The organism is Halopseudomonas salegens (assembly GCF_900105655.1).
GTDB lineage: Bacteria > Pseudomonadota > Gammaproteobacteria > Pseudomonadales > Pseudomonadaceae > Halopseudomonas > Halopseudomonas salegens.
This window is the reverse complement of the sequence record NZ_LT629787.1, coordinates 3,391,087-3,406,968: the sequence shown is the minus strand read 5'-3', so window position 1 is coordinate 3,406,968 and position 15,882 is coordinate 3,391,087. Positions and strand designations below refer to the sequence as shown.

The window sequence follows — 15,882 nt, the reverse complement described above, 5'->3', positions numbered from 1 at the left end:
TATGGCCGTGGCTTATGCCTTGGCGCCCTTCTCAATCTGTCGGGTAATGTACCACTGTTGTGCGATCGACAGAACGTTGTTGACCACCCAGTACAGCACCAGACCGGACGGGAACCAGAGGAAGAAGAAGGTAAAGATGATTGGCAGCATGCGCATTATCTTTGCCTGCATCGGGTCCGGAGGCGTCGGGTTGAGCAGTTGCTGGATAAACATACTCGCGCCCATCAGGATTGGCAGAATGAAGTAAGGATCCTTGAGTGAGAGATCAGTGATCCAGCCAATCCATTCGGCTTGTCGCATCTCGACACTTTCCATCAGTACCCAGTAGAGGGCAATGAACACGGGCATCTGTACCAGAATGGGCAAGCAGCCACCCAGCGGATTGATTTTTTCTTTTTTGTACAGCTCCATCATTGCCTGGGACATCTTTTGTCGATCATCACCAAACTGCTCACGCAAGGCTTGCAGCTTGGGGCTGACACGACGCATGTTGGCCATGGAACGGTAACTGGTTGCCGACAAGGGAAAAAATATCAGTTTGATCAGCATGGTGAGCAGGATAATGCTCCAGCCCCAGTTACCGACAAAGCCGTGGATAAAGCTGAGTACAAAGAAAAGTGGCTGGGCAATCCACCAGAGGAAACCGTAGTCCACGGTCAGATGCAGACCAGGAGAAATCTCTTTCAGCCTGTCCTGTGTTTTTGGCCCGGCGTAGAAATCAGCCTGAATGACACCCTGATCTCCGGCTGCGACCTGAGCGGTCGGGCTGGTGAAGCCGGCAATATAGTTGCCGTTTCGATCTTTTCGAGTCTGGTAGACGTGACGCTGTTCGTTGTTCGGAATCCAGGCAGAGACAAAGTAATGCTGCAGCCAGGCTACCCAGCCCCCGGACACGGTTTCGCGGAGATTCTTGTCATCCATGTCACCCATGCTGATCTTGGTATAAGAACTGTCAGCATCCCAGTAAGCGGCACCCAGATAGGTAGCCATGCCCGTAGTGCCACTACTGGAGGGGTCAGCGCTGTCATCGCGTTTGATTTGGCCGAACAGGTTACCGCTCCAGGTTTCACTACTCTGGTTGTCGATCAGATACTCGACCCGGATCAGGTAATCACCGCGATTGAAGGTGAAACGCTTGATATAGGTAATATCGTTTTCACTGAAAGTGAGATCGATCTGCAGGTTATCTTCACCGTCACGCAGGGTAAATTCTGACTCATCGGCAGAGTAAAGCGGGCGACCTGATTCCCTGGCATCCGGACCGTTGCGACCGGTCAGACCGCTTTGTGCGACGTACAAATGGTTATTGCTTTGTTCCAGTAACTGGAAGGGCAAATCCGGACGATCGCGATGACGTGGATATTGCGGCAGTGCAATACTGACAATATCGCCACCACGCGGATCAATGCTCAGACGAAAGGTGTCGGTTTCAACCTGGATCAGGTTGGAACTGGTCGCGACGGGTTCATTCGGTGCTGTTGCCGGCATGCCTTCTTCAGTCGGTTCAATGGCAACGGGGACATCCCCATTGGCATCATCCGTACCACCAGTCTGATTGTCTTCAGTGACTCCCATAGCGGGGAGATCAGCGGTTTCAATCTGTTGTTGGGTATCTGCGACAGTCTCGCTCAGATCTGGTTGGCCATAATCGCGATTCCACTGCAGCACCATCATGTAGGTGATTACAAGCAGGGCAGCAATGAGAATATTTCGTTGCATGTTCATGGTTTGTTGGTCATCTCGGAAGGCGCGGATGAAAGATCTGCAGCAGCAGGTGGAACCGGATCATACCCACCCTGATGCCAGGGATGGCAGCGGCCCAGACGTCGGGCACTGAGCCAACCACCCTTGAGCAAGCCATGTTGTTCGATGGCTTCCTGGGCATAGCAGGAACAGGAGGGATAGAAACGACAATGATTGGCCATCAGTGGACTGATAGCGTAGCGGTAAACCTTGATCAGTCCGATTGCGGCGTTACGCATTGGATGACGGCGGTCCGGAGTTGAGCGAGCGGGCGCGTTTGCTGGCCGATCGGGCCAATCTGCGCCACATGTCCTGATACAGGGCATGGAGTTGGGCATTGTCCAGGTCACCCAGGCCCTTGCGGGCGAGGATGACGATATCCAGATTGCCCAGCAGGTCCTGGTGATGACGAAAGGACTCACGGGCAATGCGCTTGATCCGGTTGCGATCAACGGCGCGGCGGACATGTTTCTTGGCAATGACCAAACCCAGACGCGGTTGGCTGAGTGTATTGACTCTAGCCAACAGCAGAATGAGTGGCGCAGAGGCCTTGCAGGTGGTGCCATCGAATACAGCTTTGTAATCGGCAGGCGTCAGTAACCTGTGATCGCGGCTGAACGTCAAGCCCACCTGGTGACCGGTGCTTAAGCTGACAGGCGCTTACGGCCTTTGGCACGACGACGAGCCAGAACGGCACGGCCATTCTTGGTGGCCATACGTGCACGGAAACCGTGGTTGCGCTTGCGCTTCAGTACGCTGGGTTGAAATGTTCTTTTCATGATTCAGATACCTGAGTGGTTCAAACAAGGACTAGGAGCCCTTTCAAGGGACCGGCAATTCTAGAGAAATGCTGGCCTCAGGTCAATTTGATTTGTATCCCTCAAGGCATAATTCATCATAAATAAATCAAAGGGTTAAAAAGATAGATATAGTTAATGTAAATAGGAACGGATTTTCTGTGGATAGCTGGCTACAGCCCAGCCAAACAGGTGCCTGGATTCCGATTGAACCTTGTGTACCAACGGTGCACGGTACCCCTCAATAGCTGTGCACAGCTTGTGGGTAACTTGAGCACTTATCCACAAGGGTATTTATCCCCGTTTTGGTAACCAGCTTCTGCACAGGTCTCAAAGGACGTTGTGCACAGCCTTTACGAGGCGATGTGCGTTGTTGAACGCCGTTTTCATTGCCTACTTTTTCTGGTTTATCCGTATCTGATCGGACTGACAATCAGTCAATCTTATGGTTGTTGGTGTGGATAACTTGAGCCCCAAGGGCTAGAATGATCAGCTTGTCGGGACGCAAAAAACCTGCCCTGTGCAGACGTCTCGGTTGATACTTTGTACTCACGGCTGATTGGCCATTGGGGGGTTTGTGTCTGTTGCACTCTGGCAGCAATGCGTCGATTTTTTGCGTGATGAGCTTCCATCGCAACAATTCAATACATGGATTCGTCCCTTGCAGGTGGATGGTGATGGGGATGAATTGCGCCTGTACGCCCCCAACCGCTTTGTGCTCGACTGGGTGAATGACAAATACCTCAGCCGTATCCAGGAACTGTTGGACGATCTTTCCCAGGGCCAGGCTCCCATGGTTGCCTTGCTTATCGGCAGTCGCCGGCATCAAGTAACTGCCAGTGCCCCTGCGACCCCACAACCGCAAGCTGCTACCGCGCCGGTCACTCCGAGAGCACAGGCAACCGGACAGGGGTTTGTGCCGGATGCCGAGCGCAGTCGTGATGAAGCCATCAATAGTCGGCCGCCGTCCGACCCGTCGCCTGCCTTGATCAAGCACACCAGTTATCTGAATCGCAGCTTTACTTTCGAGAATTTTGTCGAAGGTAAATCCAACCAGTTGGCTCGTGCCGCCGCCTGGCAAGTCGCCGACAATCCCAAACATGGCTACAACCCGCTTTTTCTCTACGGCGGTGTCGGCCTGGGTAAAACCCATTTGATGCATGCAGTGGGCAATCATCTGCTGAAAAAGAATCCGGCTGCAAAAATTGTCTATTTGCATTCAGAGCGTTTTGTCGCCGACATGGTCAAGGCGTTGCAAATGAACGCGATCAATGACTTCAAACGTTATTACCGTTCAGTGGATGCCTTGCTGATTGATGACATTCAGTTCTTTGCCAAAAAGGAACGCTCACAGGAAGAATTCTTTCATACCTTCAATGCCTTGCTCGAAGGCGGCCAGCAGGTAATTCTTACCAGTGACCGTTATCCGAAAGAAATCGATGGTCTGGAAGAACGCTTGAAGTCACGTTTTGGTTGGGGTCTGACGGTCGCTGTCGAGCCGCCGGAGCTGGAAACCCGGGTGGCTATTCTGATGAAGAAGGCCGAGCAAACCCGGGTCGATCTGCCGCATGATGCCGCTTTCTTCATTGCCCAGCGGATTCGTTCCAATGTTCGTGAACTGGAAGGTGCCCTGAAGCGGGTAACCGCCAGCGCGCATTTCATGGGTCGTGATATCAGTATCGAGCTGATACGTGAGTCGCTCAAGGATCTGTTGGCATTGCAGGACAAGCTGGTCAGTATTGATAATATACAGCGTACCGTTGCTGAGTATTACAAGATCAAGGTTTCTGATGTTTTATCCAAGCGCCGCTCGCGTTCGGTAGCTCGCCCACGTCAGGTTGCCATGACGCTGGCCAAGGAATTGACCAATCACAGCTTGCCGGAAATTGGTGATGCTTTCGGTGGCCGTGACCACACTACGGTATTGCATGCAACGCGCAAGATTGCTGAATTACGCGAAGCGGATGCTGACATCCGTGAAGATTACAAGAACCTGCTGCGGACTCTGACCACCTGAGTGTGTCAGTGCTGCGCAACCTGCACGAGGTCGAAGGAAGACTATGCAATTTTCCATACAGCGCGAAGCCCTGTTGAAGCCCCTGCAACTAGTGGCTGGAGTGGTTGAACGTCGGCAGACCTTGCCGGTGTTGTCGAATGTACTCCTGGTAGTGGATGACAACACCCTGTCGTTGACAGGGACTGACCTGGAAGTCGAACTGGTTGCGCGGATTCCGCTGGAGGATGCTGCCGACAGTGGTGAGATTACCGTACCCGCTCGTAAATTGATGGATATCTGCAAGTCTTTGCCAGATGACGCGACCATCACCTTTACCCTGGAAGATACCAAGGCCAGCATTAAGGCTGGGCGGAGTCGTTTCTCCCTGAGCACGCTGCCGGCAGCTGACTTCCCCAATGTGGAAGAAAGTCAGGGTGCCGTTCAGTTCGCTGTCAGCCAAAAGACCCTCGGGCGCCTGATCGATCGTACCAGTTTTGCCATGGCGCAGCAGGATGTGCGCTATTACCTCAACGGCATGTTGCTGGAAATCAATCGCGGCCAGTTACGTTCAGTTGCTACTGACGGTCACCGTATGGCCATGTGCACTCTGGATGCCGGCGTTGAAAGCAGTGAAAAACACCAGATTATTGTGCCGCGCAAAGGGATTCTCGAGTTGAGTCGTTTGCTTAACGAGACCGAAGAGCAGGTCGGCGTGGTAATTGGTACTCACCATATTCGAGTGTCTACGGGTGATTTCACGTTTACCTCCAAACTGGTTGATGGCAAGTTCCCTGATTACGAACGCGTGTTGCCGCGTGGTGGTGACAAAATCGTCCTGGCAGATCGGCATGTTTTGCGTGACGCTTTCAGCCGTACTGCAATTTTGTCCAACGAGAAGTATCGGGGCATTCGTTTGATGCTTAGCGATGCGCAATTGAAAATTCAGGCCAACAACCCTGAACAAGAAGAAGCTGAAGAGGATATTGGCGTTGATTACTCTGGTGCTCCGCTGGAAGTCGGTTTCAATGTCAGCTACTTGCTGGACGTAATGAACGTGCTCACCGGTGAGCAGGTCAAGCTGATTATGTCCGATGCCAATAGCAGTGCGTTGGTACAGGAAGCCGACTCCGATGACAGCCTGTATGTCGTCATGCCTATGCGCCTTTGATGCGCTAATATGCCTTTGACCCGCCTGAGCGTCACCGGTGTGCGCAATCTGCATCCGGTGACGCTCCACCCCGCCCCTCGCATCAATCTTGTTTACGGCGCCAACGCCAGCGGAAAAACCAGTCTTCTGGAAGCCATTCATCTGTTGGGTCTCGCGCGTTCCTTTCGTACCAATAAACTGCAGCCAGTGATTCAGTACGCAGAAAGCCAGTGCACTGTTTTTGCGGAACTGGTATCTGATCAGGGCGAGACAACTCAAATCGGCGTTCAGCGTTCAGCAAATAGTGAATTCGTTATCCGTATCAATGGTCAGAATGTGCGGAGTGCTGCCCAGTTGGCGGAAACAATGCCATTGCAGTTGATCAATCCGGATAGCTTTCGTTTGCTTGAAGGTGCGCCCAAACAGCGGCGGCAATTTCTTGATTGGGGTGTGTTCCACGTGGAACATGGATTTCTTGCTGCCTGGCAACGACTGCAAAAAAGCCTCAAGCAACGGAATTCATTGCTGCGACGTGGTAGAATCGATAGCTTGCTGCTGGCTCCCTGGGAGTTGGAACTGGTTCAGGCAGCCAATCAAATCGACGCGTATCGTCAAAGCTACATTGGCCGATTAAAGCCGGTGTTCGAGCAAGTATTGGCAGACATGCTGACGATTGATGGTTTAACCCTGAGCTACTTCCGTGGCTGGGACAAAGAAAAACCGCTGGCTGATGTGCTCGCGCAGCAATTCGAGCGTGATTGTCAGTTGGGTCATACACAAGCCGGACCGCAGCGAGCTGATTTGCGGGTTCGGGTAAATAACCTGAATGCAGTTGATGTACTCTCTCGGGGGCAACAAAAATTGCTGGTCAGTGCGCTGAAAATCGCGCAGGGCTATTTGCTTAAACAACAATATGGGCCGCAATCCTGTGTGTTTCTGGTCGATGATTTGCCCAGTGAACTGGATGCCCACCACCGACAAGCCCTATGTCGCTTGTTGGAACAGCTGGATTGCCAGGTGTTTATTACCTGCGTTGAGCCGGAACAACTGACTGGCTTGTGGCAGAGTGAAACGCCGAAAAAATTGTTCCACGTGGAACATGGACACATAGCGCAGACCGACTGACGTCTGGAGTGACTGATAATGAGCGAAACAACATCCTACGATTCATCCAGTATCAAGGTACTCAAGGGGCTGGATGCGGTGCGCAAGCGCCCCGGCATGTATATTGGCGACACGGATGATGGCACCGGCCTGCACCATATGGTGTTCGAGGTGGTGGATAATTCCATCGATGAGGCGCTAGCCGGCCATTGTAGTGATATTGACATCATCATTCACACTGACGAATCCATCACGGTACGCGACGACGGCCGCGGCATTCCGGTCGATACCCACGAGGAAGGGGTGTCAGCCGCTGAGGTCATCATGACCGTATTGCACGCTGGCGGTAAGTTTGATGACAACAGCTACAAGGTTTCGGGTGGCCTGCACGGTGTCGGTGTATCGGTGGTCAACGCGTTGTCTGAACTGCTGATCCTGACCGTTCGCCGTGATGGGCGAGTATGGGAGCAGGAATACAAGCACGGGGTTCCACAGTCGCCGCTGAAGGCCGTGGGTGATACTGATCGCACCGGTACCCAGATCCACTTCAAGCCGTCTGACGAGACCTTCACCAGTATCAGCTTCAGCTGGGATATTCTGGCCAAGCGTTTGCGCGAGCTGTCGTTCCTCAATTCAGGCGTCGGCATCAAGCTGAAAGATGAGCGCAGCGGGAAGGAAGAGCTGTTCAAGTACGAAGGTGGTTTGCGCGCCTTTGTCGATTATCTGAACCAGAACAAGAGCACGGTCAACAGTGTCTTTCATTTTGATACCCAGCGCGAAGATGGCGTTGGGGTCGAGGTGGCACTGCAATGGAACGACAGTTTCAATGAAAACATCCAGTGCTTTACCAACAATATTCCGCAGCGTGACGGCGGTGCTCACCTCGCCGGTTTCCGCAGTGCGCTGACCCGCAGCCTGAACAGTTATATCGAGCAGGAAGGCTTGCTGAAAAAACTCAAGGTCAGCACCTCCGGTGATGATGCCCGTGAAGGCTTGACCGCAATTATTTCGGTCAAAGTACCTGATCCGAAGTTCTCATCGCAGACCAAAGATAAACTGGTGTCTTCCGAGGTGAAGACGGCTGTTGAGCAGGAAATGAACAAATCATTTACCGACTATCTGTTGGAAAAGCCGAACGAAGCCAAAGCAGTGGTCGGTAAAATGATTGATGCAGCACGTGCCCGCGAAGCTGCACGCAAGGCCCGTGAAATGACCCGCCGCAAGGGCGCCCTGGATATTGCCGGCCTGCCAGGCAAATTGGCAGATTGCCAGGAGAAAGACCCTGCCCTCTCCGAACTGTACATTGTGGAGGGTGATTCCGCTGGCGGCTCGGCCAAACAGGGCCGTAATCGCAAGACCCAGGCGATCCTGCCGCTCAAGGGCAAAATCCTCAACGTCGAAAAAGCCCGCTTTGACAAGATGCTGTCCTCTGCGGAAGTTGGCACCCTGATTACCGCCCTGGGTTGCGGCATTGGTCGTGATGAATTCAATATCGAAAAGCTGCGTTATCACAACATCATCATCATGACCGATGCCGATGTTGATGGCTCGCACATCCGTACCCTGCTGCTGACCTTCTTCTTCCGTCAGATGCCGGAACTGATCGAGAACGGCTATATCTACATTGCACAACCACCGCTATACAAGATCAAGAAAGGCAAGCAGGAACAATACCTCAAGGATGACGAAGCGCTGGAAGATTTTCTGATCCAGTCGGCATTGGAAGACTCTTATCTTTTCGTCAACGAAGATGCTCCGGGTATTACCGGAGAGGCGTTGGAGCGCATTGTGCAGGAGTTCCGAGGCGTGATGAAAACACTCAAGCGCCTTGCACGTCTCTACCCGGAAAACCTGATGGAGCACTTCATTTATCTGCCACGGCTGTCGGTAGAGCATCTTGCCGATCAAGTCTTTATGACCGAGTGGATAAAGGGCTTCGAAGAGCGCATCAAGACGGATGAAAAATCAGGGCAGGAATACCGCGTCAATCTGCGTGAAGACAGTGAGCGCCATCTGTGGTTGCCTGAAGTTGAATCCATCAGCCACGGCTTGTCCAGTTACTTCACCTTCAACCGTGACCTGTTTGCCAGTAATGATTATCGCACCATGGCGGAATTGGGTGAAAAACTGCAGTCGCTACTGGAAGACGGCGCCTACATGCAACGTGGTGAGAAAAAGAAACCGGTGCAAACCTTCAAGGAAGCGCTGGACTGGATGATGAATGAGACTGCCCGCCGCCATAGCGTGCAACGCTATAAGGGACTGGGTGAAATGAATCCGGATCAGTTGTGGGAAACCACCATGGACCCGGAAAGTCGACGCATGTTGCGTGTCAATATTGAAGATGCAATTGCGGCGGACCAGATTTTCAATACTCTGATGGGTGACCATGTGGAGCCTCGTCGAGAATTTATTGAGAGCAATGCGTTGGCGGTGGCAAACCTCGACGTATAACCGTCTACCACGGCAGACAAAATCCCCCGTCGCCTGGTGTGACGGGGGATTTTTTTTTGCACGGGAGCGATCATGTTCACAGATCAACGCGAACTCAGCCGGCTCGATCTCAAGCTGGTATGGAGTGGATTCAAACAATTGGCACCGATCTCGCTGTTTGTGATTGTGTTTGGTGCCGCCTTTGGGCTGGCGGCCAGCCAGGCCGGGCTCGGTGATGGGCTCAGCATCGGCATGAGTGCACTGGTGTTTGCCGGCGCATCACAATTTGCCGCGCTGGATCTGTGGGGAGCCCAGGTACCCTTGTTCACTCTCTTGCTGACGGTGTTTGCAATCAATTCTCGACATTTGCTCATGGGGGCGACCTTGTATCCCTGGCTGCGGGCCTTACCGCCGGCTCAGCGCTACGGCATCATGATGGTTGCTTCGGACGCCAACTGGGCGATGTCGATGCAAGCCTTCGGGCGCGGTCAACCCGGATTGGGAGTATTGTTCGGTGGTGGTCTGGCGCTCTGGGCGTTCTGGGTATTTGGTACCTGGCTGGGGATCTATTTCGGCAACGTGATACAGGATCCGGAAAGTCTGGGGCTGGATATGGTCATGGGCTGTTTTTTGCTGGCATTGGCTATTGGCGGCGAAAAGAATCTGCGCATTCTGGTGATCTGGGCGGTGGCAGCCGGTGCATCCTTGCTGGCATTTCGCTATTTGCCAGAGAATAGTCATGTAGTGGTTGGCGCCCTGGCTGGAGGGATTGCCGGATTGCTCTGGACGGAGTCAGGTCATGTGGGTTGAAACCGCTGGTACAGGCGCATTCATGGTTATTCTGGCGATGGCCGTGGTGACGCTGGCGACGCGCTGGGGTGGTGTTTTTGTCATGTCCTGGATACCGATCGGCTATCGGGTCAAACAGTTTATCCAGGCGATGTCAGGCTCGGTTCTGATAGCCCTGTTGGCCCCCCTCGCAGTGACTGGGGATCATGGTGCCAGGCTGGCCTTGCTGGCCACAGCTATCGTCATGCTGGCTCTCAAGCGTCCTCTGCCGGCGATTGCAGCCGGGATTCTGGTGGCCGCACTATTCAGGCAGCTATGAATCCAGGCAACCGCTTATTTGAAATCATCGGTCAGATCTTCACCTCCAGTGGATTTGTTGCTGACCTCGTTTTCGTCTTTCGAGAAGCCCTTGTCCAGCTTGGTCTTGAGCATGAAATCCGTGCGTGAATCGGCAAATTTGACTGCGACCTTGAGGGTGATCGCATTGCGGTTGACCAACGCATGAAGGTGCTGGTCAAAGGTCTGCAGGCCGTGTTCCAGGCTGCGGGACATGGCCGTACGGATTTCATGCAGTTCATCACGGGCAATCAGGTCAACCACATAGGGGGTACGCAGCATCAGCTCAACCGCAGCGACGCGCTTCTTGTCAACGCCAGGTACCAGACGTTGGCCGATGATGGCCGCAATATTCATGGAAATATCGCTCAAAACCTGATTTCTGCTTTCTTCCGGAAACAGGTTCACCATGCGTTCAACTGCTTGAACGGTATTGGTGGCATGCAGGGTTGCCAGCACCAGGTGACCGGTTTCGCTGTAATGCAGCGCATGCTGCATGGATTCCCGGTCGCGGATTTCGCCAATCATGATCACGTCCGGTGATTCACGCAGTACGTTGCGCAAGGCTTCGCGAAAACTATGGGTATCAAGACCGACTTCGCGTTGATCAATGATGGATTGTTTGTGGTCGTGCAGAAATTCAATCGGGTCTTCGATGCAGACAATATGCCCGCCACGATTGCTATTGCGGTGATCGAGCATCGACGCCAGTGTGGTGGATTTGCCTGAACCGGCAGCCCCGACCACCAGAATCAGGCCACGATCAAGCATGACCAGCTTTTCCAGACTGCGAGGCAAGCCAAGCTCGGCAATACGGGGAATCTTGTTGCTGATGTGACGAATCACCATGGCGACTTCGCCACGCTGAAAATAGATATTGGTGCGGAAGCGACCAACACCCGGCAGGCCGACAGCCAGGTTCATTTCCAGATCCCGTTCGAACTCCGCTGCCTGCTTCTGACTCATCAACTGATAGGCCAACTGCTTGAGGTCGGCACTGCCCAGTGGTGTTTCGTCCAGGGCAGCAAACTCGCCCTCACGTTTCATATTGACCGGTGCGCCCACGCTGAAAAACAGATCAGAGCCGCCCTGCTCGACCAGCTTGTGCAAATACTGAAAGACATCCATCGTTGTTGACTCGATTCTTTGTTGTTGTCTGTCACAGAGTAGGGTGTGGAGCGTTATGGGTAAAGGCCATCAGGCAAAGTTCACAGCGAAGACTTGACCTGGCTCAAGGCTTCGCTGATCCATTTCTCTGCGCGTTGGTTCAGCTCGACGATGGCACGTGGATCGGTGCCCAGCGGATACATGGCCGGGCCTATCATGACATCGATGGTGCCGGGTTTTTTACCCCACCCATGCCGCGGCCAGAAGCAGCCGGCGTTATGGGCGACGGGGATCAGCGGCACCTGATTGGCGCAGGCCAGAGCTGCGCCACCGCGGGAAAACTTGATCGGACTGCCGGGCAGTTTGCGCGTACCCTCGGGGAAAATCAGAATCCACAAGCCTTCGGACAGACGCTGGCCGCCAATACGGCTGAGCTGTTTCAGCGAATCACGTGCATTTCCACGGTCAATCGCGATCGGTTTCATCAGGGCCAGTGCCCAGCCGAAAAAGGGGACGTAGAGCAATTCACGCTTGAGCAACTGGGTTTGCGGGGCAAACACCTGCTGCAGGAAAAAGGTTTCCCAGGTGCTTTGATGGTTGGCCACCACCACACCGTGTTGGGCGGGAATATTCTCCAGACCACTGATCCGGTAGCGGATCCCCACCAGATATCTGGCCAGGCCGATGGCCCATCGGGTCCACCACTCGATAACCACACGAAAGCGCCAACGAAAGGGCAACAAGGGAGAAATCAACAGCGCCACAGGTGCCCAGAGAATGGCACTTAAGGCGAGCAGAAAATAAAACAGAACGACCCGCAAGGGCATCAACCATGACATGTTCAGGCTTCCAGTAAGTGATCGACGACTGCGGCCAGGTCGGCAAATATCCGTGTATCGGCTGGCAACGTCTGGCTGGCGGTTTTTTGCCCCTTGCCGGTCAGCACCAGATAAGGGGTGCAGCCAACGCTGGTGCCGGCTTGCAGGTCGCGCAAACTGTCACCCACGGTAGGCACGCCGTGCAAATCACAGGCAAAGTAAGTGGCTATCTGCTGAAACAAGCCGGCTTGTGGCTTGCGGCAATCACAACCGGCATCCGGCCCATGGGGACAATAACGAATAAGGTCGATCCTGCCACCCTGCTCGGCCACCAGCTTCTCCAGTCTGGCATGCATCAGATCCAGTGTTGCCGGGCTGAAAAGCCCACGCGCCAAGCCGGATTGGTTGGTTGCCACCGCAATGGTCCACCCCGCCCGACTCAAGCGCGCAATGGCATCGATTGCACCGGGCAAGGGCACCCACTCGTCCAGTGACTTGACGAAGGCGTCGGAATCTTCATTGATGACGCCATCGCGATCGAGGATGATCAGTTGCATTCCTGAACCCTCGCTTAACCGAGCAGCGAGATATCAGCCACACCCAGGAAGAGACCTCGCAGGCGAGCCAGCAGTGCATAACGGTTAGTGCGCACTGCCGGATCTTCGGCATTGACCAATACCTGCTCGAAGAAGGCATCCACTGGTGCTCTCAGCGCGGCCAGCTGCTCGAGGCTCTGCCTGTACTGACGTTCAGCGGCAAGCGGCACAGCGGCCTGCTCAGCAGCTTGCAACGCATCAGCCAGTGCCTGCTCGGCCGTTTCTTGCAGCAAACTGGTATTGATCTGCTCGCTGACGCTGCTGTCGGCCTTGGACAGAATGTTTGAAACACGCTTGTTGGCCGCCGCCAGGGCTTCGGCTTCCGGCAAACGGCGGAAGGCCTGCACGGCCTGAATACGCTGGTCGAAATCCAGGGGTGAGACCGGGTTGACCGCGCGTACCGCCTGGTACACGGCCACGTCGATCCCTTCGTCTTCGTAACGCGCCCGCAGGCGGTCGAATACAAAGTCCTGCACCTGGGCCTGCAAGCCATCCGCTTTGACCTTGTCGCCATACTGCGCGATAGCCATTTGCAGGGTGGCGCCGAGGTCCAGTTCCAGACCCTTTTCGATCAGAATACGCAAAACACCCAGGGCCGCGCGACGCAAGGCGTAAGGGTCTTTACTGCCGGTCGGCAGCATGCCGATCCCGAAGATGCCGACCAGGGTATCCAGTTTGTCAGCCAGCGCCACGGCCGCACCGGTCGTTGTTGTGGGCAACTCGCCACCCGCACCACGCGGCATATACTGCTCGTTCAACGCCAGGGCGACATCACCCGGCTCACCATCGTGGCGGGCATAGTAGTAACCGGCGATACCCTGCAACTCGGGGAATTCACCAACCATTTCCGTGGCCAGGTCGCATTTGCTCAGCAAGCCGGCACGGCGAGCCAGGCTGGCATCACTGCCAATCTGTTCGGCAATCCAGCCAGCCAGAGCCGAGATACGCTCGGCCTTGTCCAGAACGGTGCCCAGTTCAGCCTGGAAAATCACCTTTGCCAGACGCTCATTGCGGGTTTCCAGTGGCTGCTTCTGGTCCTGCTTGAAGAAGAACTCGGCATCGGTCAGGCGTGGACGGACCACTTTCTCGTTACCGGAAATGATCTGTTGCGGGTCTTCACTGTCGATATTGGCCACGGTAATAAAGCGCGGCAGCAACTTGCCGTTGGCATCCAGCAGGCAGAAATACTTCTGGTTGTCCTGCATGGTCGAGATCAGGGCTTCCTGGGGTACATCAAGGAAGCGCTGTTCGAAGCTGCAAACCAATGGCACCGGCCACTCGACCAGGGCAGTGACTTCATCCAGCAGGCTGTCAGGCATGATGGCAGTGCCTTGTTGCTCAGCCGCCAATTGCTCAACGCGCTGACGAATCATGTCCCGGCGCTCGGCAAAATCGGCGACCACAAACGCCTGGCGCAAGTCTTCGGCATAGTTGGCCGGAGCGCTGATGGAGATATCTGCCGGATGATGGAAGCGGTGACCGCGTGACTGGTTGCCGGCCTGTTGCGCCAGAATTTCGCAGGGGATCACCTGATCACCAAACAACATGACCAGCCATTGGGTCGGCCGGACAAACTCGGTCTTGCGTGCCGCCCAGCGCATGCGCTTGGGAATCGGCAGTTTCGCCAGGGCCTGATCGACAATCGCGGGCAACAGCTCGACGGCAGGTTGGCCGGGAATGTTTTTGCTGTAGCGCAGCTTGGGGCCGGACTGGTCGATCTCGCTCAGTTCAACCCCACACTTGCGGGCAAAACCCAGTGCCGCCTTGGTAGGCGCGCCATCAGCATCAAAGGCCGCCTGCAGTGGCGGGCCATCCAGCTGCTGGCTACGGTCGGGCTGCTGGCTGCTCAGTTGCTCAACCAGAATTGCCAGCCGGCGCGGCGCGGCGTAATAGCGAGCGCTCTGGTATTCCAGACCTTGCTCATCCAGGCCACTGGTAACGCCTTGCAAAAAGGCTTCAGCAAGGTTTTTCAGCGCCTTGGGTGGCAGTTCTTCGGTACCCAGTTCAACCAGAAAATCGGCAGACGACATTATTCAGCCTCCTTGAGCTTGGCCAGGACTTCATCACGCAGGTCGGCAGTGGCCATGGGGAAGCCAAGACGGGCGCGTGCCTGCAGGTAGCTTTGGGCAATTGCCCGGGCCAGGCTGCGTACGCGCAGAATGTAACGCTGACGTTCGGTCACCGAAATAGCGCGGCGGGCATCCAGCAGGTTGAAGGTATGCGAGGCGCGCACCACCATTTCATAGGCCGGCAACGGCAGGTTCAGCTCGATCAGCCGGTTGGCTTCACTTTCGAAATGATCGAAATGCTCAAACAGTTTGTCGACGTGGGCGTACTCGAAATTGTAGGTCGATTGTTCGACCTCGTTCTGATGGAATACATCACCATAGGTGACCTTGCCGAACGGGCCGTCGGAGTAGATCAGGTCATACACTGAGTCCACGCCCTGCAGGTACATGGCCAGACGTTCCAGGCCATAGGTAATCTCGCCGGTAACCGGGTAACACTCGATGCCACCAACCTGCTGGAAATAGGTGAACTGGGTCACTTCCATACCGTTCAGCCAGACTTCCCAACCCAGGCCCCAGGCACCCAGAGTCGGTGATTCCCAGTTGTCTTCGACAAAGCGCACATCATGGACCAGCGGATCGAGCCCGATATGCCGCAGGGAATCGAGATACAACTCCTGGATATTCTCCGGATTGGGTTTCAGCACGACCTGGAACTGGTAGTAATGCTGCAGGCGGTTGGGGTTGTCGCCGTAACGGCCATCGGCTGGTCTGCGGCTGGGCTGTACATAGGCAGCGTGCCAGTTTTCCGGGCCAATGGCGCGCAGAAAGGTGGCGGTATGAAAGGTGCCGGCACCCATTTCCATATCGTAGGGTTGCAGGATCACGCACCCCTGCTCGGCCCAGTAGCTTTGCAGGGCTAGGATCAGTCCCTGGAAGGTGCTGATGTCTGGCTTGGTCTGAGTCACGTATTTCACCCGGTCAGGCTGAGAAATAAACGCGGAGTA

15 protein-coding genes are annotated in these 15,882 nt (G+C 54.8%); 6 read left to right on the top strand and 9 right to left on the bottom strand.

Annotated elements, in window-relative coordinates; translation table 11 throughout:
• Window positions 1-12 precede the first annotated feature (12 nt).
• The 4 genes from yidC to rpmH are packed head-to-tail and all read right to left on the bottom strand — an operon-like array spanning window position 13 to window position 2,522.
• The gene (gene yidC / locus BLU07_RS15770; protein ID WP_092388835.1) at window positions 13-1,725 is read right to left on the bottom strand and encodes a membrane protein insertase YidC; all 1,713 of its coding nucleotides are present in this window, start codon (window positions 1,723-1,725) and stop codon (window positions 13-15) included.
• On the bottom strand, window positions 1,722-1,982 hold the full coding sequence (gene yidD, locus BLU07_RS15765) for a membrane protein insertion efficiency factor YidD (RefSeq protein ID WP_231701651.1): 261 nt from the start codon (window positions 1,980-1,982) through the stop codon (window positions 1,722-1,724). Before yidD ends, yidC begins: the two co-directional genes overlap by 4 nt.
• Window positions 1,975-2,373, bottom strand: a complete 399-nt coding sequence (rnpA, locus tag BLU07_RS15760; protein ID WP_092388831.1) for a ribonuclease P protein component — start codon at window positions 2,371-2,373, stop codon at window positions 1,975-1,977. The genes yidD and rnpA overlap by 8 nt, the downstream gene beginning before the upstream one ends.
• 14 nt (window positions 2,374-2,387) lie before the next feature.
• A complete protein-coding gene (gene rpmH / locus BLU07_RS15755; protein ID WP_092388829.1) occupies window positions 2,388-2,522 on the bottom strand; it encodes a 50S ribosomal protein L34 in 135 nt (44 codons plus the stop codon).
• A gap of 595 nt (window positions 2,523-3,117) precedes the next feature.
• On the opposite strand from rpmH, the gene dnaA reads away from it, so the two are divergent.
• From dnaA to BLU07_RS15725, 6 genes are all read left to right on the top strand, one after another.
• A complete protein-coding gene (dnaA, locus tag BLU07_RS15750; protein WP_092389925.1) occupies window positions 3,118-4,557 on the top strand; it encodes a chromosomal replication initiator protein DnaA in 1,440 nt (479 codons plus the stop codon).
• 43 nt (window positions 4,558-4,600) lie between these two features.
• Window positions 4,601-5,704, top strand: coding sequence for a DNA polymerase III subunit beta (dnaN, locus tag BLU07_RS15745; RefSeq protein WP_092388826.1), 1,104 nt, complete (start codon window positions 4,601-4,603; stop codon window positions 5,702-5,704).
• Between the two features lie 9 nt (window positions 5,705-5,713).
• Window positions 5,714-6,808, top strand: a complete 1,095-nt coding sequence (gene recF / locus BLU07_RS15740; protein WP_092388824.1) for a DNA replication/repair protein RecF — start codon at window positions 5,714-5,716, stop codon at window positions 6,806-6,808.
• A gap of 18 nt (window positions 6,809-6,826) precedes the next feature.
• Window positions 6,827-9,241: a DNA topoisomerase (ATP-hydrolyzing) subunit B gene (gene gyrB, locus BLU07_RS15735; protein ID WP_092388822.1), complete on the top strand. Its 2,415-nt coding sequence runs from the start codon at window positions 6,827-6,829 to the stop codon at window positions 9,239-9,241.
• 72 nt (window positions 9,242-9,313) lie between these two features.
• Window positions 9,314-10,030, top strand: a complete 717-nt coding sequence (locus tag BLU07_RS15730; protein ID WP_092388820.1) for an AzlC family ABC transporter permease — start codon at window positions 9,314-9,316, stop codon at window positions 10,028-10,030.
• Entirely contained in the window at window positions 10,020-10,328 is a 309-nt protein-coding gene (locus BLU07_RS15725; protein ID WP_092388818.1) for an AzlD family protein, read from the top strand. Before BLU07_RS15730 ends, BLU07_RS15725 begins: the two co-directional genes overlap by 11 nt.
• Before the next feature lie 14 nt (window positions 10,329-10,342).
• On the opposite strand, the gene BLU07_RS15720 is transcribed toward BLU07_RS15725, so the two are convergent.
• The 5 genes from BLU07_RS15720 to glyQ form a co-directional block, all read right to left on the bottom strand.
• Window positions 10,343-11,473, bottom strand: a complete 1,131-nt coding sequence (locus BLU07_RS15720) for a PilT/PilU family type 4a pilus ATPase (protein WP_092388816.1) — start codon at window positions 11,471-11,473, stop codon at window positions 10,343-10,345.
• A gap of 80 nt (window positions 11,474-11,553) precedes the next feature.
• A complete protein-coding gene (locus BLU07_RS15715; RefSeq protein ID WP_092388814.1) occupies window positions 11,554-12,291 on the bottom strand; it encodes a lysophospholipid acyltransferase family protein in 738 nt (245 codons plus the stop codon).
• 2 nt (window positions 12,292-12,293) lie between these two features.
• Window positions 12,294-12,827, bottom strand: a complete 534-nt coding sequence (gene gmhB, locus BLU07_RS15710) for a D-glycero-beta-D-manno-heptose 1,7-bisphosphate 7-phosphatase (protein ID WP_092388812.1) — start codon at window positions 12,825-12,827, stop codon at window positions 12,294-12,296.
• Window positions 12,828-12,841: 14 nt separating this feature from the next.
• Window positions 12,842-14,896, bottom strand: coding sequence for a glycine--tRNA ligase subunit beta (gene glyS, locus BLU07_RS15705; RefSeq protein ID WP_092388810.1), 2,055 nt, complete (start codon window positions 14,894-14,896; stop codon window positions 12,842-12,844).
• Window positions 14,896-15,843, bottom strand: a complete 948-nt coding sequence (gene glyQ / locus BLU07_RS15700) for a glycine--tRNA ligase subunit alpha (protein ID WP_092388808.1) — start codon at window positions 15,841-15,843, stop codon at window positions 14,896-14,898. The genes glyS and glyQ overlap by 1 nt, the downstream gene beginning before the upstream one ends.
• Window positions 15,844-15,882 lie beyond the last annotated feature (39 nt).

Excerpts from the sequence above, each read along its gene's own strand:
- yidC (WP_092388835.1), bottom strand. The coding sequence starts at position 1,725 with ATGAACATGCAACGAAATATTCTCATTGCTGCCCTGCTTGTAATCACC.
- yidD (WP_231701651.1), bottom strand. The coding sequence starts at position 1,982 with ATGCGTAACGCCGCAATCGGACTGATCAAGGTTTACCGCTACGCTATC.
- rpmH (WP_092388829.1), bottom strand. The coding sequence starts at position 2,522 with ATGAAAAGAACATTTCAACCCAGCGTACTGAAGCGCAAGCGCAACCAC.
- dnaN (WP_092388826.1), top strand. The coding sequence starts at position 4,601 with ATGCAATTTTCCATACAGCGCGAAGCCCTGTTGAAGCCCCTGCAACTA.
- recF (WP_092388824.1), top strand. The coding sequence starts at position 5,714 with ATGCCTTTGACCCGCCTGAGCGTCACCGGTGTGCGCAATCTGCATCCG.
- gyrB (WP_092388822.1), top strand. The coding sequence starts at position 6,827 with ATGAGCGAAACAACATCCTACGATTCATCCAGTATCAAGGTACTCAAG.
- BLU07_RS15730 (WP_092388820.1), top strand. The coding sequence starts at position 9,314 with ATGTTCACAGATCAACGCGAACTCAGCCGGCTCGATCTCAAGCTGGTA.
- BLU07_RS15725 (WP_092388818.1), top strand. The coding sequence starts at position 10,020 with ATGTGGGTTGAAACCGCTGGTACAGGCGCATTCATGGTTATTCTGGCG.
- BLU07_RS15720 (WP_092388816.1), bottom strand. The coding sequence starts at position 11,473 with ATGGATGTCTTTCAGTATTTGCACAAGCTGGTCGAGCAGGGCGGCTCT.
- BLU07_RS15715 (WP_092388814.1), bottom strand. The coding sequence starts at position 12,291 with ATGTCATGGTTGATGCCCTTGCGGGTCGTTCTGTTTTATTTTCTGCTC.
- gmhB (WP_092388812.1), bottom strand. The coding sequence starts at position 12,827 with ATGCAACTGATCATCCTCGATCGCGATGGCGTCATCAATGAAGATTCC.
- glyS (WP_092388810.1), bottom strand. The coding sequence starts at position 14,896 with ATGTCGTCTGCCGATTTTCTGGTTGAACTGGGTACCGAAGAACTGCCA.